Origin of the sequence: Deinococcus sp. AB2017081, assembly GCF_034440735.1 — a bacterium.
GTDB classification, from domain to species: Bacteria; Deinococcota; Deinococci; order Deinococcales; family Deinococcaceae; genus Deinococcus; species Deinococcus rufus.
The window spans coordinates 387,347-406,171 of record NZ_CP140098.1; the positions used below are offsets into that span (position 1 = coordinate 387,347).

18 protein-coding genes are annotated in these 18,825 nt (G+C 69.8%); 14 read left to right on the plus strand and 4 right to left on the minus strand.

All coding sequences use genetic code 11. The features are described from left to right. Positions 1 to 9: 9 nt before the first annotated feature. Both U2P90_RS01880 and U2P90_RS01885 read right to left on the minus strand, forming a co-directional pair. On the minus strand, positions 10 to 726 hold the full coding sequence (locus U2P90_RS01880) for a thermonuclease family protein (RefSeq protein WP_322473554.1): 717 nt from the start codon (positions 724 to 726) through the stop codon (positions 10 to 12). Beyond that, the gene (locus U2P90_RS01885; protein ID WP_295820046.1) at positions 723 to 1,403 is read right to left on the minus strand and encodes a metal-dependent transcriptional regulator; all 681 of its coding nucleotides are present in this window, start codon (positions 1,401 to 1,403) and stop codon (positions 723 to 725) included. The genes U2P90_RS01880 and U2P90_RS01885 overlap by 4 nt, the downstream gene beginning before the upstream one ends. Before the next feature lie 39 nt (positions 1,404 to 1,442). Between U2P90_RS01885 and U2P90_RS01890 the strand changes: the two genes are divergently transcribed. The 14 genes from U2P90_RS01890 (at position 1,443) to U2P90_RS01955 (ending at position 16,575) form a co-directional block, all read left to right on the plus strand. Then, on the plus strand, positions 1,443 to 2,510 hold the full coding sequence (locus U2P90_RS01890; RefSeq protein ID WP_322473555.1) for a hypothetical protein: 1,068 nt from the start codon (positions 1,443 to 1,445) through the stop codon (positions 2,508 to 2,510). Between the two features lie 204 nt (positions 2,511 to 2,714). Further along, positions 2,715 to 3,647 carry a carbohydrate ABC transporter permease gene (locus U2P90_RS01895; RefSeq protein WP_322473556.1) on the plus strand — a complete coding sequence of 311 codons (933 nt, stop codon included), beginning with the start codon at positions 2,715 to 2,717 and terminating at the stop codon, positions 3,645 to 3,647. Then, positions 3,647 to 4,504: a carbohydrate ABC transporter permease gene (locus U2P90_RS01900; RefSeq protein ID WP_322473557.1), complete on the plus strand. Its 858-nt coding sequence runs from the start codon at positions 3,647 to 3,649 to the stop codon at positions 4,502 to 4,504. Before U2P90_RS01895 ends, U2P90_RS01900 begins: the two co-directional genes overlap by 1 nt. 161 nt (positions 4,505 to 4,665) lie before the next feature. Then, positions 4,666 to 5,937 (plus strand): ABC transporter substrate-binding protein, encoded by a 1,272-nt coding sequence (locus U2P90_RS01905; RefSeq protein ID WP_322473558.1) that lies wholly within the window; start codon positions 4,666 to 4,668, stop codon positions 5,935 to 5,937. A 25-nt stretch (positions 5,938 to 5,962) separates the two neighbouring features. Beyond that, entirely contained in the window at positions 5,963 to 7,294 is a 1,332-nt protein-coding gene (locus U2P90_RS01910) for a hypothetical protein (protein WP_322473559.1), read from the plus strand. A 10-nt stretch (positions 7,295 to 7,304) separates the two neighbouring features. After that, the gene (locus tag U2P90_RS01915; RefSeq protein WP_322473560.1) at positions 7,305 to 9,767 is read left to right on the plus strand and encodes a hypothetical protein; all 2,463 of its coding nucleotides are present in this window, start codon (positions 7,305 to 7,307) and stop codon (positions 9,765 to 9,767) included. Further along, positions 9,764 to 10,711: a glycoside hydrolase family 130 protein gene (locus U2P90_RS01920; RefSeq protein ID WP_322473561.1), complete on the plus strand. Its 948-nt coding sequence runs from the start codon at positions 9,764 to 9,766 to the stop codon at positions 10,709 to 10,711. Before U2P90_RS01915 ends, U2P90_RS01920 begins: the two co-directional genes overlap by 4 nt. Before the next feature lie 119 nt (positions 10,712 to 10,830). Further along, positions 10,831 to 11,817, plus strand: coding sequence for a glycosidase (locus U2P90_RS01925; protein WP_322473562.1), 987 nt, complete (start codon positions 10,831 to 10,833; stop codon positions 11,815 to 11,817). A gap of 86 nt (positions 11,818 to 11,903) precedes the next feature. After that, entirely contained in the window at positions 11,904 to 12,458 is a 555-nt protein-coding gene (locus U2P90_RS01930; RefSeq protein ID WP_380102275.1) for an RNA polymerase sigma factor, read from the plus strand. Positions 12,459 to 12,524: 66 nt separating this feature from the next. Further along, complete coding sequence (locus tag U2P90_RS01935) at positions 12,525 to 12,806, plus strand: hypothetical protein (RefSeq protein WP_322473564.1); 282 nt, start codon at positions 12,525 to 12,527, stop codon at positions 12,804 to 12,806. Further along, positions 12,803 to 13,573, plus strand: a complete 771-nt coding sequence (locus U2P90_RS01940; protein WP_322473565.1) for a transcriptional regulator — start codon at positions 12,803 to 12,805, stop codon at positions 13,571 to 13,573. Before U2P90_RS01935 ends, U2P90_RS01940 begins: the two co-directional genes overlap by 4 nt. Positions 13,574 to 13,603: 30 nt before the next feature. Continuing rightward, positions 13,604 to 14,863: a DUF1800 domain-containing protein gene (locus tag U2P90_RS01945; protein WP_322473566.1), complete on the plus strand. Its 1,260-nt coding sequence runs from the start codon at positions 13,604 to 13,606 to the stop codon at positions 14,861 to 14,863. A 72-nt stretch (positions 14,864 to 14,935) separates the two neighbouring features. Beyond that, positions 14,936 to 16,108 carry a DUF1501 domain-containing protein gene (locus tag U2P90_RS01950; RefSeq protein ID WP_322473567.1) on the plus strand — a complete coding sequence of 391 codons (1,173 nt, stop codon included), beginning with the start codon at positions 14,936 to 14,938 and terminating at the stop codon, positions 16,106 to 16,108. Then, the gene (locus U2P90_RS01955; RefSeq protein ID WP_322473568.1) at positions 16,105 to 16,575 is read left to right on the plus strand and encodes a hypothetical protein; all 471 of its coding nucleotides are present in this window, start codon (positions 16,105 to 16,107) and stop codon (positions 16,573 to 16,575) included. Before U2P90_RS01950 ends, U2P90_RS01955 begins: the two co-directional genes overlap by 4 nt. On the opposite strand, the gene U2P90_RS01960 is transcribed toward U2P90_RS01955, so the two are convergent. Together U2P90_RS01960 and U2P90_RS01965 are read right to left on the minus strand one after the other, a co-directional pair. Beyond that, positions 16,576 to 17,631 carry a sensor domain-containing diguanylate cyclase gene (locus U2P90_RS01960; RefSeq protein ID WP_322473569.1) on the minus strand — a complete coding sequence of 352 codons (1,056 nt, stop codon included), beginning with the start codon at positions 17,629 to 17,631 and terminating at the stop codon, positions 16,576 to 16,578. A 90-nt stretch (positions 17,632 to 17,721) separates the two neighbouring features. Then, a complete protein-coding gene (locus U2P90_RS01965; protein WP_322473570.1) occupies positions 17,722 to 18,648 on the minus strand; it encodes a GNAT family N-acetyltransferase in 927 nt (308 codons plus the stop codon). Between the last annotated feature and the right edge of the window lie 177 nt (positions 18,649 to 18,825).

Here is an 18,825-nt window from a genome sequence, read left to right on the forward strand (position 1 = left end):
CACCCGCACCTACTCGCACATCTTCCCGTCTCCGTCGCCGTCGAGCTTGACGTTGTAGCCGCCCTCGCCTCGCAGGACGGGCGTACGTCCGGCCGCGCGGGCCTGGGCACACGAGGCGTAGGGCGTGCGCCGCGCTGGAGCCGCAGCCGTGGCAGGCGTCGTGTCGCCGCTGCGGTAGTCGGCGGGATTCACGTAGGTGCCGGCGTGCATGCCGCGCTTTGCCTTCCGGGCCTCGTTCTCCTGGGGCACGTAATCGGTGCCGTACTCCCGGTACGCCAGGGCATGTCCGCGCGACACCATCCAGGCGTTCACGTCCGTGCCGCCGACCCGGCACACGGCGACGGTGCGCCCGTAACGGTCGGTGTCCCGGCGCTGACACGTGACAGCCTGGCCTCCCAGCAGCCCGCGCAGCGCGGTGACTGCCTCCTGCCCGCAGGCGTAGGTTCGGCCAGCGCGGCGGCAGGTCTGCGCCGACTCGGGCGCATCGATGCCGTACAGGCGTACCCGCGTCCCGGCGATGTCCAGCGTGTCGCCGTCGATGACGGTGGCCGCGCCGGTCAGCGTGGCGCGTGGCGGGGTGGGGCGGCGCCCGACCGGTGAATCCGGGGTCTGCGCCAGCCACGCCACTCCGGCCCCGACGACCACGACCAGCAGCACCAGGCTCCAGCGCAGGGCACGGGTGCGGGCCTGGGTGCGCCGCCGGGCCTTCAGCGCCTCGCGGCTCACCGGGGGGCACGCCGCGGAGGCGCGTGCACGTGCACCTGCGCGGCCACACCCAGGGACACGGTCAGTGGGCGACCAGACAGCGAGAGGGTCAGGGTGCCCAGCGCGGCGTCCACGGCCTGAAGCTCCAGGGCCGCGCCGGGAGTCAGCCCGGCCTCGACGAGCGCCCGCAGCTGTCCGGCGTCGCCGTCGGGGACGCGGGCCACGGTGCCCACGTCGCCGGGCGCGAGCTGCGACAGCCGCCGCTCGGCGCGGGTGGGGAGTTCGCCGTCCAGGGTGGGGATCGGGTCGCCGTGCGGATCGTGGGTCGGATCCCCCAGCCACGCGGCGATGCGGGCCTCCAGCTTCTCGCTCAGGGCGTGTTCCAGCCGCTCGGCCTCCTCGTGCACCTCGTCGAGCGGCACGCCCAGGGCGCGGTGCAGGAACAGTTCGAGCAGCCGGTGGTGCCTGAGCACCTCCAGCGCCACGCGCTCGCCCTCGGCGGTCAGCTGGGCCCCCTGGTAAGGTGCGTGCGACACCAGTCCCTGTTCGGACAGCTTGCGCAGCATGCCGGTCACGCTGGCGGGCGCAACCTCCAGGGCCGTGGCGAGTGCCTGCGTGTTCACCTTGCCGGCCTGCCCCAGCACATACAGGTGCTTGAGGTAGTCCTCCGCCGAGCGGGACAGGGTGCGGGCCGTCATACCGGCAGTCTAACGGGTGGCCACAGGTACTCTGAACCCATGCCGGTGCTGTTCATCCACGGAGTTGCAGTCCGCGAGGAGCACGACCCGGAGTGGGCGTCGGTGCGGCGGGTCACCCAGGGGCTGCGGTGGCCGGCCATGCTCGCGGCCCTGCGGGACACGGTCGCGCCCGTGCTGCGCCCAGCAGACCCGGACGGGGTGGACATCGCGCCGGTGTACTGGGGCGACCTGGGCGCCCACCACGCGCCGCCCACGCCACCACCCGCCCCGGCAGACCGTGACCTGCCACACGGCGACGCGCTGGGCGAAACGCTGGAGGCGCGGCTGCTCTCCCGCACTCCCGCCGGCGCGTGGCCGGACGTGATCCGCGCGGCATGGAGCGTGGCGCGGGACGCCAACCTGATCGAGGTCGCGCGCGGCCTGCCGCCGGCCCAGGCGTGGCCCTTTCTGGAGGCCGCCGCCCTGGCGCGGACTCCGGCCATGCCTCCCATCCGGCGGCCCCACCTGCCGGCGCCGCTGGTCGTGCAGCGGCAGCGCAACCTGTCGCGGGCGCTGCTGACGGTACGTCGGCCCATCACGTCGTTCGTGCCGATCTTCCTGGGCGACCTGCTGGTGTATCTCGACCGGCGGGGAACGCCCGGCGCCCCTGGCCCCATCGTGCAGCGGGTGCTGGACGCCCTGGCCCGTGCCCACGCCTCGCGGCTGGACAGTGGGGAGCCGCTGGTCGTGCTCACGCACAGCCTGGGCGGGGTGCTGCTGTACGACGTGCTGGGGGCCTTCCTGCCCGCGGCGCCGGAATTGCGGGACGTGCGGGTGGACTTCTGGTGCGCGGCCGGCAGCCAGGTGGGGCCGTTCGTGGAACTGGGCCTGATGGCCGGCGGCCCGGCCTCGCCCACCGCCGGGCCCCACCTGGGGTACTTCTGGAATGTCTGGAGCGAGAGTGACCTCCTGAGTTTTCCGGCAGCGGACATGGTGCCGGGCGTTCACGACACGGCTTTTCCGCTGGGCAGCAACGTGCAGGCCGGGCACCTGGCGTACCTGCAGCGCCCGGCGTTCTACCGCACGCTGGCGGCGAAGGTCGAGGTGCACACCGGCCGGCGCGGCTAGGAAGGGGCCACCGCGCGGGGACGGATCGGAACCGGCGGCCAGACAGGTGTTCACCACAGCGCCCATCACCCTTGAGTGAGCGTTAAGTCTGCGCCGGATCTCGCAGCGGCGCGAGCATACTGACGCAGAGCCCGCACATCGACAACCCGCTATCGGAGCTGAACGCAGGGGCACCGGCACACGCCGGCCGCCGGAGGCCACGTCATGCATGAGCCGGTTCTCAACCAGAGCACGCGGTCACCGCTTGGAGCTGCCCTGCCCGGACGCCGCCGACGGCCCCGCTCCAACCCGCTGGGCTACCTCTTCGCCGCCCCCTACGTCATCCATTTCGCGGTCTTCACCGCGTACCCGCTGCTGTTCGCGTTCTACCTGACGGTTCACCGCTGGGACATCGTCAGTGCGGACAAGCCCTTCGTGGGCGGCGCCAACTTCCAGCGGCTGCTGGGCGACGACCTGTTCTTCACGGCCCTGAAGAACACGCTGGTCTTCCTGTCGATCCACATTCCGCTCCAGATCGCGCTGGCGCTGCTGCTGGCGGTCATCCTGAACGAGAAGCTGCCCATGCGAGGTTTTTTCCGCACGGCCTTCTTCCTGCCCTATGTGACCTCCGGGGCGATCATTGCGATCATCTGGACGCGGCTGTACGCCGACGACGGGCTGCTCAACGGCTTTCTGGCGACCCTGAAGGTCTCGCCTGTGGGCTGGCTGACCACGCCCGAGTGGGCCATGCCGAGCATCGCCATCATGGCGACCTGGAAAAACGTCGGGTACTACCTGATGATCTTCCTGGCGGGCCTCCAGGCCATTCCCGCCGCCCTGTACGAGGAAGCGAGCCTGAACGGCGCGACCGCGTGGCAGCGCTTCCGCTACATCACGCTGCCGCTGCTGAACCCGGCCATGCTGCTGGTGGTGATCCTCTCGACCATCGGGGGCTTCAGCCTGTTCGTCGAGCCCTACGTGATGACCGGCGGCGGCCCGATCGACTCCACGCTGTCGGTGGTGCTGCTGCTGTACCGCGAGGCCTTCCAGTTCCTGCGCATGGGCTACGCCGCGACCATCGGCGTGGTGCTGGCGGCCATCATCTTCCTGGTCACCTTCCTGCAACGCCGCTTTGTCGAGCAGGAGCTGACGTACTGATGACGGCCACCCCTGCCCGTGCCCGGCTGGAGCGCCTGTCCATCCCCGCCCGTCAGGCGCTGTTCTGGGCGCTGCTGCTGCTGGGCGCGTTCTCCTTCGTGCTGCCGTTCCTGTTCATGGTCTCGACGGCGCTCAAGTCACCGCGCGAGCAGTACGGCCTGAACCTGATTCCCAGCGAGCCCACGCTGGGCAACTTCCAGGCCGTATTCACGCAGATTCCCATCGGCCGGGCGATCCTGAATTCGGTGTTCGTGTACGGCACGATCACGGTCTCGGTGCTGCTGTTCTCGTCGATCGTCGGCTACGCGCTGTCGCGGCTGGAATGGCGCGGGCGCGAGTTCGTGTTCAACGTCATCCTGCTGACCATGATGATTCCGGGACAGCTGCTGCTGATCCCGCTGTACCTGCTGATCGTGCGCCTGGGCCTGCCCGATTCCTACGCCGCGCTGATCCTGCCCGGAATGATGAGTGCCTTCGGCATCTTCATGTTCCGCCAGACCTTCAAGACCATCCCACAGGATCTGATCGACGCTGCCCGGATAGACGGCGCCAGCGAACTGACCATCCTGTTCCGGATCCTGTGGCCGGTGTCGCTGCCGACCATCGTGACCGTGGGGCTCTTCACCTTCATGGGCGGCTGGAACGACTTCCTGTGGCCCGCCATCGTCAACCGCGAGGAAGGCCTGATGACCCTGACCCAGATGGTCACGACCTACGCCATCGGCGGGCAGGCGGGCGGCCAGTTCGGTGCGGTCATGGCGTCCAGCCTGATCGGGGTGCTGCCCATGATCGTCATCTACATGATCTTCCAGCGCTACTACCTCGAAGGCATCACGTCCACGGGGATCAAGGGATGAGGGGGCTGGAGGCCATTGGGCGGAGGTTTTCGGTAAATGGCTGGCGGGAGGGTCAGGAGACGCCGTCTGGGCCGCCATGCCCGTTCACCCCCTCCCACAGAGAGCCCTCTCTCGAGAACCCACGGAACACATCCCGCCCCCACGCGAAAGGAGCCCCACCCATGACCACATCCCGCGTCCTCCGCCACCTCGCCGTGTCTGTTCCGCTGATGCTGGGTCTGGCCGGCGCCCAGGGTCTGACCTTCTGGCCGTCCTCCAACCCCGAGGAGATCGAGTTCGCCAAGCAGATCGTGGCCGCGTGGAACAAGGCCAACCCGTCCACGCCGGTCAAGATGCAGCCCCTCCCGGCCTCCCGGTCATCGGAGGAGGTGCTGCTGGCGGCGATTGCCGGGAAGACGACGCCGGACGTGGCGGCCAACATCTACCCCGGCGCGATCAGCCAGTTCGTGTCGGCGGGTGGGCTGTACGCGCACAACAAGCTGCCGGATTTCAAGAGCTTCATGACCGACCGCAGCGGCGCGGACGTGCTGGAGGCCTACACCAGCGCCGGCGGCAACATCTACCAGATTCCCTGGAAGTCCAACCCGACGCTGCTGGCCTACAACACCGCGCTGCTGGCCGAGGCCGGGATCAAGCCGGCCGATCTGGCGACGTATTCGGGATTCCTGGCGGCGGCACGTAAGGTCAAGGCCAAGTGGGGCGGCAAGAAGTTCCTGTACGCGCCCACGGTGGACGCGACATGGTGGCAGCGCTTCTTCGACTTCTACACGCTGTACATCGCGGCGTCGGGCGGCAAGACGCTGCTGGACAAGAGCGGCAAGGTGATCTTCGACGCGCAGCCGGGGCAGGAGGTCTTCGGCTTCCTGGCCACGCTGTTCAAGGAGGGCCTGGCCCCGCGCACCCGCACGGCCGCCAACCGCTTCTTCGAGGGCGAGTCGCTGCTGGAGACCGCCGGGCCGTTCACACTGCCCTTTTACGCCCAGAACGCGCCCAAGGGCATGAAGATCGACCTGCTGCCGCCGCCGGTGCCCGACCGCATGAAGGGCCAGAAGGTCTACACCTACGGCGACCCCAAGAACATCGCGGTGTTCACGACCAGCAAGGATCCGGCGCTGGCGTGGAAGTTCATCAAGTTCGTGCTCAGCAAGAACAACGACGCCCTGTTCATGAAGACCACCGGCCAGATCCCCTACCGCGAGGGCCTGGAAACTGACGCGCAGTTCAAGTCGATCATCGCCGCGCAGCCGCTGCTGAGCAAGTTCGTGCGGCAGGCTCCGCTGACCCGTGGCGTGGACGACACCAAGAGCCTCGTCGAGGTCTTCGATGCCATCTCGCGCGAGTACGAGAGCGCCGTGGTCTACGGACGCGGCGACCCCACCGAGGCCGTGAAACGCGCCGGCCAGAAGGCCCGCGACATCCTCTCCGGATTCTGAACCCACTCTTCCCTGGAGGCTCCCCATGACCCGAACCCTGCTCGTCCTGTCCGCCCTGACCCTCGCCTCCTCCGCGCTGGCGGCCGAGCGCACCCTGAACGTGCCCGTGACGGCCACCGCCGGCCAGCCGGTGCCGGTCAGCATGACGCTGCTGCGGGTGCGCGACACGCTGGGGGCCGACTTCGCCGTGAACTGGAACTCGCTGAGGGTGCTCGCGGGCACGCGGGAAGTGCCCTACCAGATCGACGATCTGGACGGCAACGGGCGCATCTCTGGCCCCGACGAACTGGCCTTCCTGGCCAGCGGCCCGGTCACGCTGAAGGTGTCCGACACCGAGGCCGCCGCGCCGACCTATCCGGCCACCATGACCGTGACCAAGACCGGCGACAACCAGACCATCGCAGCGGGCACGCTGAAGGTCGAGGTGACGCCCAAGGGCCTGACCCGCATCCTGAACGCGCAGGGCGGCGTGATGGCCGACGAGATCGGCAACCTGCGCGTGGAGGGCTTCAACAACTCGACCTTCTGGAAGGACAAGGCGCTGGGCGCGTATCTGGAGGGCAAGACCACCCTGAGCGGCATGGACGTGAAGTCGGTGGCCGTGCTGAAGCCGGGGCCGGTGCGCACCGTGGTCGTGTCGCGCCTGAGCAGCCCGGATTTCGTGGGCCTGGAGCAGACGCTGGTGTCACGGGTGTACGCGGGCGGCATGGTGGACGTGACCTCCACGGTGGTGTCGCGCGGCTACGCCGACATGATGAAGCTGGAGCACCAGGCGACCCGCCTGATGAGCGAACTCGACCCCGACGCCCTGCACATCACGCCGCTGTTCCGCCGCGTGGGCTACGCCGAATTCACGAAGCAGACGCCCGACGTCTATTTCGGGGACAAAGACCGGAATGCCCTGCTGAAGGTGGGTGGCAAGAACTACGTGAGCTACAAACTGAGCGGCAACCTGCGCCCGGCCTTCTGGGGAGCCCCGTACCTCTTCGTCTCGCCCGAGGCGTGGCGCACCAACTACTCGACGACCGCCAAGATGGGCGTGGCCGAGCTGGCGTACGGGACACCCGCGCTGGCGAAGGACTGGACGACCTTCGTGCAGGGCGACCAGTGGCAGTTCGAGTCCGGCGAGTTCCGCACCGGTTTCTTCAAGTGGCTCCCGGACGAGCTGAAGAAGACCGAGGCGGGGGCGGCCCTGGCCACCCAGCCCGACCCCTGGGTCTCGCACCTGTATCCCGGCGACACCTTCACGTGGCACTACCTGTACGAGCCCTACGCGGCGGCCGACGCGAACGCCGCCGTGGGCTATCTGGAGAAACGCGCCGCCGACCTCGCCTCAATCTCGCTCAGCAAGCCCTGAGGTGCCTGGAGTGACGTTCCAGCGCACTCCAGTGCGGCTGGCCGTGCTGTCTGCGCTGCTGCTCGGAGTCGCACATGCCCAGACCGCTGCCCCGCTGCGCCCCAACCTCGCGCATCTGGATTTCCTGCTCATTCCGGGCTTCCAGATTGAGGGCAGGGCGCACACCGGCCTCGCCATCTACGCCGCGCCCGATCCCAAGGCTCCCGGTAAGTTCGTGCAGGTGGGCGACGATGACGAGGGACTGGTCGATCTGGACGACGTGGCACGGGCGGCGGTGGTCTACCTGCGCGACGGGGTGCAGAACGCCTCGCCGGAGAGTCTGCGCAAGGGCCGCGAGCTGCTGGGCACCGTGCTGGCGCTCCAGGCCGAGGACGGTGAGTTCTACAACTTCGTCTTTCCCAACGGGCGCATCAACCGCGACGGCCCGACCTCGCGCAAGAGTGCGGGCTTCTGGGCGGCGCGGGGCGTGTGGGCGCTGGCCGAGGGCGTGCTGGCCTTCCGCACGAGCGACCCAGCGTATGCCCGCGAGCTGGAGGCGGCGCTGAACCGGAGCGTGGCCGCCTTCCTGAAGGGCACCACACCAAAATACGGGCAGTTCAAAGACCTGGGTGCCGGAATCAAGGCCCCCGACTGGCTGCCGCTGGGCGGGGCGGACATCGCCTCGATCCTGGCCGTGGGGCTGGCAGAATACGTGCGGGCGACGCCAGGGAACACTGAGGCCCGCACCCTGCTGAGCCAACTGGCTGAGGGCATTGCCGCCTACGCCCCCGGTGCTCCCGACACCTACCCGTGGAACCTGCCGCTGCCCGACACCAACGACCCGTGGAACTGGCACGCCTGGGGGGCGCGGCAGGTGCAGGCTCTGGCGCTGGCGGGCCGCGCCCTGAACAAACCCGCGTATATCGACGCCGCCCGCACAGCGGCGGGGCAGGCCTTCACGGCGCTGCTGGTCTCGCGCGGGCCGGTGGAGGGCTTCACACCGGCCCCCGACCTGTACCCGCAGATCGCCTACGGCATGGAATCCATCGCCTCGGGCCTGTTCGCGCTGGCCGACGTGACCGGCGAGGGCGTGTGGAACGGGCTGGGCGGCGTGACCGTGGGCTGGCTGCTGGGCCAGAACGAGCAGAAGCTGCCCCTGTACGATCCCGCCAGCGGGCGCGTCCTGGACGGCCTGGAACGGGGCTACACCAACGCCTCCTCGGGGGCCGAGAGCACCGTGACCGGGCTGCTGGCGCTGCTGGGGGCGCAGAACCGCCCGGCCGCGCAGGCGAAGCTGAACCTGACCCGCCTGGAACGGGTCACGGACGAGCTGATCGAGGCCGAGTCCGGCAGCGACTTCGGCAGCCCGCCCGAGACGAGGAACACTTCCCGCGCCAGCGGCGGCAAGGTCGCGCTGCTGCCCCCCGGCACCAGCCTGACGCTGAAGGTGCCGGCGGGGATGACCGGCCCGTATCTGGCCCAGATGATCGCGGCGGGGCCGGCGGGCGCGGGGGTGCGGCTGGGCACGCTGGGTGCCTCGCTGACCTTCCCGCGAGACGTGTCCACCGTCACCAAACTGGGCCGGCTCAGCCTGACGGCAGGCGGCACCCTGGCGCTGTCGAGCACGGATAAAGCACTTCAGGCCGACGCCGTGTGGCTGTTTCCCAACCTGGCCTACACCCTGCTGGGCCGGGTGGGCGAGCGCGTGCTGCTGGCCAAGAGCTGGAGCGACGCGGCTCAGAACCTCGACCTGAAGCAGATCCCGGCCGGGGCGATGGTCAACGTGTACGACCGGCAGGGCCGCCCGGTGGCAGGGCGCGAGCTGCCGGCCTACGGCTTCGCGCTGGCGACCTGGGCGCAGGCCGGGCCGCTGCCGCAGACGGGGAACGCAGGCGGGCCGGCCGTGACGCTGACAGCTGAACCCAGGGTGGGCAACTTCTTCCCGCTGATCCTGACTCCGGCCGTGGACACCGACGCCTTCACGACCTCCGATCAGCCGCTGCGGGGCAACCTCGACAATCCCGGGGGCGAGTTCGGGGCCACCTTCCCGGCCGAACGGGGGCCGGCGGCCGGCGACCTGCTGACCGTGGGGGGCGTGCCCCTGCGGTTTCCCGACTGGAAAGCGCCGAAGAACGTCGTGACCCTGCGCGGACAGACGCTGACAGTGCCGACCGGACGCTACGCGGCGCTGCACGTGCTGGGCATGGCCGACCACGGCAACTACCGCGCGACGGTGCGCCTGCGCTACGCCGATGGCACCGAGGAGTCCCGCGACCTCGCCCTGAGCGACTGGTGCGGCGGCCCGCAATACAGCGAGCCCGTGGCGGCGACGTATCCGGCGCGGCGCGGTGGCAACGGACAACTTGAGACCCTCCGCTGCACCGTCTACGCGCAGAAGCTCGCCGTGAACCCCGATAAGGAGCTGCGCGAGATCGTGCTGCCGGAGCAGACCACCATGCACGTCTTCGGGCTGACGCTGGAGGCGCGTCCGTGATCCGGGCATTCCCCGTCCTGCTGTCCCTGACCCTGCTGAGCGCAGCCCCGGCGCCACCTCCAGCCCGGCCTGCCACCGGACTCCCCGGCCCGCTGACCCGCGATCCCGCCCGCCCGATCCTGGAGCCACGCGGCGACGGCTGGGAGGGGATGGCGGTGTTCAACCCGGCCGTGATCCACGAAGGCAAGGACTACGTGATGCTCTACCGGGCGCAGGATCGCCAGGGCGTGTCGCGGCTGGGACTGGCCCGCTCGACGGACGGCGTGACCTTCACGCGGGATGACCGGCCGGTATTCGAACCGGCCACCCCGGAGGAAGCGGGCGGCGTGGAAGATCCCCGGCTGGTGAGGATCGGAGGCGCGTTCCACCTGACCTACACCGCCTTCGACGGGCGCTCGACGGCGCGGCTGAACGTGGCGACCTCGGCTGACCTGAAGACCTGGACACGCCAGGGGCCGCTCTTCAAGACCGGCTGGAGCAAGGCGGGGGCCATGCTCGACCGGCCCGTGAACGGCCTGAACTTCATGTACTTCGGCGACCGGGAGATCCGACTGGCGACCTCACCAGATCGGAACAGCTGGACACCCGAGGACACCCCGGTGCTGCGCCCCCGACCCGGCACGTGGGACGAGGGCGGCGTGGAGCCCGGCCCACCGCCGATCCTGACCGAGCGCGGCATCCTGCTGATCTACAACGGGCGCGACCGGAACAACGTGTATGCGGTGGGCGCGGCGCTGTTCGACCGCTTCGACCCCGGCGTGGTGCTGGCCCGCAGCGAGCAGCCGATCCTGACGGTGCAGACCGCGTGGGAGAAGACCGGCACCGTGCCCAACGTGGTCTTTGCCGAGGGACTGGTGATCCGCGGTGGCCGGATGGAGATCTATTACGGCGGCGGTGACCGGGTGATCGGGCGGGCGGTGGTGGACTGGCCGGACGGGAGGTAGAGACCTCCATCCCGTCCTGGCCCCTTCTCATGCCGACGGACGCCACCATGCCCTGGTCTCCCCAATCTGGCGCCCGCGCCGGCCACCGTTCTCCGCCCTCTCCCCCGCCCGGAGTCCCCATGACCCAGCATGTCTTCAATCCCACCCTCACGCTTCACGTTGACGGTTCCGGACGCTTTATGCTGCGCCGCCACCCGCGCAGTCCGGTGCTGCGGCCCGATCCCCTGAAGGCGTGGGAGGCCGTCAACGTCTTCAACGCGGCGGTCGTGCAGCACGGTGGGCTCTTTCACATGCACTACCGGGCCCAGGGCGTGGATTACGTGTCCAGCATCGGCTACGCGGTCTCGGAGGACGGCCTGCACTGGAACAAGCTGGAGCGCCCGGTGCTCGCCCCGCAGGAGCCCTACGAGGCGCGCGGCGTGGAAGACCCCCGCGTGACGTGGCACGAGGACGACCAGTGCTTCTACATGGCCTACACGGCGTTCTCGGCGCACGGCATCATGCCCTGCCTGGCCCGGTCACACAACCTGATCTCGTGGGAGCGGCTGGGGCCGGTCATCCGGGGCGAGCACAACAAGGATCACGTGGTCTTCCCGCGCAAGATCGGTGGGCGCTACGCCATGTTCCACCGCCGCCCGCCGCACATCTGGATCGCCTACTCCGACGATCTGGTGAACTGGGACAGCCATAAAATCGTGATGTCGCCCCGGCCCCAGAACCTCGGCTGGGACGAGAAGCGCATCGGGGCCGGCGGCGTGCCCATCGAGACGCCGCACGGCTGGCTGGTGCTGTACCACGCCTACGACGACCTGCACGTCTACCGGCTCTCGGCGGCGCTGCTGGATCTGGACGACCCCAGCCGCGTCCTCTCGCGCCCGCGCACCTTCCTGATGGAACCCACCGAGACCTGGGAGATCCGGGGCGACGTGCCCAACGTGTGTTTCTCGTGCGCCAACCCGGTCGTGACCAACGATCAGGGCGAGTCGGAGGTCTACGTCTACTACGGCGGGGCCGACCGCATGGTGGGACTGGCGACCTGCAGATACGACGACCTGATGGCCTTCGTCCAGACCTCGCCGGGCGACCCGAGCTGGGATCGGGACTGAGGGAACCAGGGGGGAGGGCGGCAGGCTGAGCACTGTCTCCCCTCCCCGTGGAACTTTTCGTGGCCCGGCCACCTCTAAGGTATGAGGTGACCTTGAATGACGACTACGCCCCCCTGTGCGATGCCGATCTCGTGCGCCTGGCCGTGCGGGACGACCACGCCTTCGAGGCGCTGGTGACCCGGCACGCGGCGGCGGTGCACCGCTTGGCGGCTGTGAACGTCGGGCCGGGCGCGGCGGACGACGTGGTGCAGGACGTGTTCATCGCCGTCCACCGGGGCCTGGGCGGGTTCCGGGGCGACGCGCAGTTCGGCACGTGGCTGCACCGCATCACCCTGAACGCCTGTTACAGGGCGCTGAAGGCCCGCCAGGACATCCCCTTCGACGACACTCCCGAACCCGCCGCGCCGCACGACCCGGCCCACGCCGGCGAACAGGCCGACCTGCGCGGGCGACTGGCCCAGGCGTTGCAGACCCTGCCCCGCGAACAGCGCGAGGCCGTGAGCCTGCGCGAACTCTCGGGGCTGGACTACGCCGAGATCGCCGAGGTCACCGGCGTGGAGCTGGGGACGGTGAAGAGCCGCATCAACCGGGGCCGCGCTGCCCTGCGAGAGTGGCTGTCACGGGCGGGGGTCAGGCCATGAGGGGGCAGAGAGCGGAGAGCGGATGGCTGACGGCAGAGGGCAGAAGGCTACCGATAGGAACAGACCATGACTGACCACGAACTCGATGACCTGTTCGCCTCGGCGCGGGTCGAGACGGACGCCGACCGGGGCGCGGCGGCGCGGTTCCTGAGCGGGCACCGGCAGCGGCTGGCCCAGGAGCAGGTGCAGCAGCAGGCACAGACGCGCACGGTACGGGCGGGGTGGATCTCGGCGCTGCTGGCGTCGGCGGCGATGGTCACGGGGCTGCTGGTGCTGCGCCCCGACACTGCCCTGCCCGCCAGCGCGGCTTACGACGCCTACCAGTCGGCCGCCGGGGACGGCTGGTGAGGCGCGCCGGTCTGCTGGTCGCGGCCCTGCTGGGAGTTCACGCGGACGCGGCCCCGGCCGACGACCTGCTCGCGGCCCTGCGCCGCGCCCGCACGCTGGAGGCGCGGGGTGACGTCCAGATCACGGTGCTGTTTCCGCCCCGCACCGTACCGACCCGCACGGCCCGACGGCTGCCGGCGGTGGCGTTCATGCCGGGGCTGATCGCCCGGAATTTCACGGTCACGGGGATGGACGGCGGGGCGGTCGCGGGCCGGGCGACCACCCGCTATGACCTGACCCCGAAGGCGGCCGGCGCAGCCCGCTGGGCGCTGTGGGTGGATCAGGTGTGGAACATCCCCCTGGCCTACGAGGAACGCACAGCTGACGGCGGACTGGCCCGCCGCGCCGCGTTCGTGACCGTGAACGCGACCCCGGTGAAGGTGGCGGCCCAGCCGCTGTCTCGCCCCCCCGGTCTGGCGGCGGCGGTGCGGCGCGCGCTGCCGGGGCTGAGCGTCCCGCCGGGCTTCGAGCCCTCGGGCGTGACGGGCCGGGCGGACGGCGGCCTGAGCATCGCGCTGACGGACGGCGTGAATGTGCTGGCGCTGGTCACGGCTCCCCGGAACGTGAAGGCCGCGCCGGGTGTGGCGTCCCGGCGGGTGGGCACCGGCTTCGTGTGGCTGGTCGGGAACCTGCCGCAGGACGCGCTGGTAACAGCACTGGCGGGCATTCGTGGCGTCGACCCCTCAGGCCTGGGAACTTTCGTGGCTCCGGCCGCCTCCAAGGAATAAGGGCCGCGCCGCTGCCCACCAAGGAGCCTCATGACCCTGACGCCCTACACCAAGACACTGAGCGCCGAGGATGCCGCGCATGTCCTGCGCCGCACGGCCTTCGGCGCGACCGACGCCCAGATCCGTGCCCTGGTCGGCCGCCGGGCGGCCGATGTGGCGCGGGAGGCGCTGGCCTTCGACCAGTCGCTCGCCCCGGCCAGCCCCTTTGACCCCGCCACCGGGGCCACGCCGGGCGCGATGATCCAGCTCACCCGCGCCGCGTGGCTGTACGAGCTGACCTACGGCCCGCACCCGCTGCGCGAGAAGCTGGCCCTGATGTGGAGCAACCACTTCGTGATCGGGACCGACAAGGTGCGCAACCAGTCCGCGCTGGCCGGCTACCTGAAGGTGCTGCGCCAGCACGCGGCCACGCCGGACTTCACGCGCCTCGCGCTGGCGGTCGCACAGACGCCGGCCATGCTGCGCTACCTCGACAACGACCAGAACAGGAAGGGCAAGCCCAACGAGAACTTCAGCCGGGAACTCATGGAGCTGTTCACCACGGGCATCGGGCACTACACCGAACAGGACGTGCGCGAGGGGGCCCGTGCCCTGAGCGGCTGGACGTTCACGGGTGGGCGCGGCAACAAAAACTTTCTGGAGCCGCAGGTCTTCACGTTCACTGCGAGGCAGCACGACGCCGGCCGCAAGACCTACCTGGGCCGCAGCGGGAACCTGAGCCCCGAGGACATCGTGCGGATTGCCGCCACCCACCCGCAGACGGCCGTGTTCGTGGCCCGCAAGCTGCACCGGGCCTTCCTGGCCGACACGCCGGACGAGCGGGCCGTGCAGGGCAGCGCCGAGACGTGGCGGCGCACGGACGGCGACGTGAACGCGGTGCTGACCGAGCTGCTGTCCAGCGCCGAGTTCTACGCCAGCCGCGCCCGGATCATCCGCTCGCCGGTCGAGTTCGTGGTGGGTGCGCTGCGCACCATGGGCCAGCCGAAGCTGGAGCCGAAGGCGCTGCTGAACCTCACGCAGACCGCCGGTCGCATGGGGCAACTGCTGCTTCAGCCCGACAACGTGAAGGGCTGGGATGGTGGGCGCGAGTGGATCAACGACTCGACCCTGCTGCTGCGCCTCCAGGTGGCGGCGGCCCTGACCCTGGGCAAGGCCGCGCCCACACTGGACACCGCGCCGTCCGACCTGGCCCTGCTGGGCAGCGACCGCGCCCCGGCCGCCCTGAAGTCCCTGAACGCCCGCCAGCGCACGTATCTGGCACTGGTCAGCCCCGAATTCCAGCTGGCGTGAAGGGAACGCTGAAGGCCAACAGCTCTCCGTCCGGCCATCTGCCATCCGCCTTCAGGCCCCCAAGGAGCACCCATGACCGACCGACGTGATTTCCTGAAACTCTCCGCGCTGGCCGTGGCCGCCACGTCCGGCATGCCGGGCTTCCTGGCGCGGGCAGCGGCGCAGGCAGGCGGCACGAAGACCCTGGTCGTGATCCAGCTGACCGGCGGGAACGACGGCCTGAACACGCTGATCCCGTACAGCAACGGCGCGTACTACGCGGCGCGGCCGACCATCGCCATCCCGAAGAAGGACGTGCTGACCCTGACCGGCGACCTGGGCATGCACCCGGCCCTGAAGCCCCTGATGCCGCTGTGGGACGGCGGGACGTTCGCGTGGATGGAGAATGTGGGCTACCCGAACCCCAACCGCAGCCACTTCGCCAGCATGGCGATCTGGCACACGGCCGATCCCGCCCAGGCGCAGGCCGACGGCTGGATCGGGCGGATCGCGCAGACCATCGGCGATCCCTTCTGCGCCAGCAACATCGGTGCCAGTACGCCGCAGGCGCTGCGGGCCGCCGACTTCAGCCTGCCCAGCATCGACGGGGTGGACAGCTTCCAGCTCAGGCTCCCGCAGGGCCTGAACACTCCCTTCAGTCAGCTGCTGGAGAGCCCCCGCAGCGGCGAGGCGGCGTACCTGGTGCAGGCCACCCAGCAGATGATGAAGAACACCGCCCGCGTGCAGGAGAACGTGAAGAAGTACCGCGCCGGAGCCACCTACCCCGACACGAAGTTCGCGGGCCAGCTGCGCGACACCGCCCGCCTGATCGCGGCCGGGGTGGGCCAGCGCGTGCTGTACGTGTCGCTGGGCAGTTTCGACACCCACGCCGGACAGCGGGCCGAGCAGGACGAGCTGCTCTCGGATCTGGCCGGTGGCCTCGCGGCCTTCCACTCCGATCTAGAGCGGCAGGGCCTCGCGGACGACGTGATCGTGATGGGCTTCTCGGAGTTCGGCCGCCGGGTCGCGGAGAACGACTCGGCCGGCACGGATCACGGCCAGGGCAGCGTGATGTTCGCGCTGGGCCGGGGCGTCCGGGGCGGCATCCACGGCAGCAGCCCGGATCTGGAGGATCTGGCCGACGGCGATATCCGCTACCGGCAGGACTTCCGGGGCGTGTATGCCAGCGCCCTGACCCGCTGGCTGGGGCTGGACGCCCGAGTCATCCTGAACGGGGACTTCACGGGGCCCGCGTGGGTCGCGTGACCCGGCCCGCATGGCTGCTGCCGGGTGTCCTGGCGGCGCTGGTGGCCGCGTCCGTGCCCGTGGCGTCTGCCATGCCGAAGTTCCGTCTCCAGGCCATCCCGCAGCTGCACTACGACGCGGGCAATCCCCTGTGGGAACTCGACCGACGGGTCATGGCCTGCACCTTCTGCCATGTCAGGGACTCGGGCGGGGCACCGTGGAATCCGTTCGGCAGAGCGCTTCAGGCCGCTTTCGTGACCGATGCCCGTGCGGGGGGGAAGGCAAGATTCCCGGACGTGCTGTACACCGTCCTGAAGGCCGAGGGAGACGCCGACGGCGACGGCTACTCCGACGTGCTGGAGGTCTATGCCCGCACCCTGCCGGGCGATCCGGACAGTGTACCCACCCTGCCGCTGCCCGCGCTGCGGGCCGCCTTCGACGCAGCGGGCGGCGCGGCGCAGTACGTGCCCCCGACACAGCGCCGCTGATCAGCCCTCGTCCGGAAGGCGGATCAGCGTGTCCTTGTTCACGCGGTCGCGGCCGCTGCGCTTGGCCCGGTACAGGCGGCGATCCGCCAGGCGCAGCAGGTTGTCCACATCCTTGGCCTCGCTGACATGCGCGATGCCGATACTCACGGTCACGGGCGGCAGCCCGCTGTGGATGGCCCGCAGGGTGGCGATGATCTGGGTGGCGCGGCGTTCCAGGTCTGCCCGCTCGTCTGTGATGACCAGCATCAGGAATTCCTCGCCGCCCCAGCGGGCCACCTGATCGTCCGGGCCGGCACACGCCCGCAGGACGCCCGCCACGTGCTGGAGCACACTGTCGCCGACATCGTGGCCGTAGCTGTCGTTGATGTTCTTGAAGTGGTCCAAGTCGAGCAGCAGGATCCCCAGCTGCGTCCGCTGGGTGCGGCCGGCGCCCCGCGTCCCGCCGGCGTAGTAGGCGTTCATCGCGCCATGCAGGGCACGCCGGTTCAGCAGCCCGGTGAGCATGTCGGTCATGGCCAGGTTGGCGTAGTGGGCCTTCTCGCTGGCCTCATGGCGGATGACTCGCCCACTGGCCGTCATCTGACCGACCAGCAGGGCCAGCAACGCGAAAACGATCACGGGCACAGGCTCTGGCGGGCTGCGCACTGCTCCGATCACGGCGACGGCACCCACCAGCAGCGCCGCCCGGACAGACGCGGTTCTCAGGGGCAGCACGCCGAACCACACGACCAGAAAGATCCCGAAAAAGGCGACCGTCTGCCCGCTCATCGGGCCGAGGTTCCGGCTCACCGCCCACACCGTGACGGCCGCTCCGATGTCGGCCCCCCACCCGAGGATCGTGTCGACCTGCTGGGCCCGGATGCGGGAGGTCAGCACGCCCAGCAGCAGCAGCAGATTTCCGGCAGCACTCGCGGCATAGATGTACCGCTGGATCTCTGTACTGCTGGACAGTACGGTCAGTGCACTGAACGCGACCACCCCACTCAGGCATATGACGATGTAGCCCCTGAGTCGCACACGATCCAGGTGCCGCTCGGGTGGATCTTCCACCGGCATGTTCTCATGATACGGTCTGAATTGAACGCGGTTCAGTTCACCTGCCCGACCGTTCCGGGGGGGTCGGCGGGGGCCGGAACCACAGCACCGTCAGACGCGCCGTTCCCACGTGACCCACATCGGACCGGTGACATAGCCGAGGCGGGTATTCACGCGCAGCATGGGCAGGTTCAGCACCGTGCCACCGGTGCCCGCATGGGTATGCCCCTGCGCGCGCGCCCATGCGAGCGCCTGCCCCTTGAGCGCGGTGGCGAGTCCCCGCCCCCGGTGCTGCGGGTGCGTGACAGTGTGTTCGCTCTCGACCTCGTGCCCGTGCGGGGTCAGGCGGGTACTGGCGACGATCTCATCGCGCCAGCGCGTGACGAAGGCGGCCTCCTCGCGCCGTACGGTGTCCCGCAGGTCATCCCGCGAGAGGGGCTCGGGCGTGGTGGTGGGATTGCGGGGCGCGTCACGGATACCGGCCAGATACAGGGCGTGCAGGGCGTCCCAGTCGGCATCCGGGGCGTCCGGACTCAGCTGCTCGGTCTCGTAACCCGCCACGAACAAGCGTTCCTCCAGCGACTGGAAGGGGGCCGGGTCGAAGGCCGTCAGATCGAGGTGCGCTCCCCAGGACTGCCACGCATTGCGGAAGCCGGCGGCGTGGAAGAAGTGCATGATCTCGTGGAAGTCCTCGCGGGTCACGCCCAGCAGGCGCGTGAACCCGGCCGGGAGATCGGCCAGCACGGCCAGGTACAGCGGCGTGAAGGCCCGGCCCTCGCCGGCCAGGTCGAGCCGCAGGGCGTCCGGGGTGGCCGTGCCGAAGGGCGACAGGTGCGCGGTGGCGACCACCTGCTCGCCGTGCAGGGCCACCAGATCTCGGCACAGCGGATCGGCGCTCTCCCGGAACTGCTCCGGCGCATATGTCCAGTGGCCGCGCATGGCGTCGGTGACGAGCTGGGCGACAGCCCCGGAGTCCGCGTTCTGGAAGGGGCGTAGCGTGAAGGACGTGTCCGTGGCAATCGGTGTGGGATCAGGCATGGCGTCATGGTGCGCCGACGGGGCAGGGGAAGGCGAACCCGAACCATAGGCCGAATGGCGCAGTGGCTGCATATACGTCGTCCGCCTCAGCGGAACACCAGCACCACACGGTGAATATTGACTTCCCTCACCATCCGTACTCAGGCAGCATTCACAGAGGGAGTTGACAGGATTACG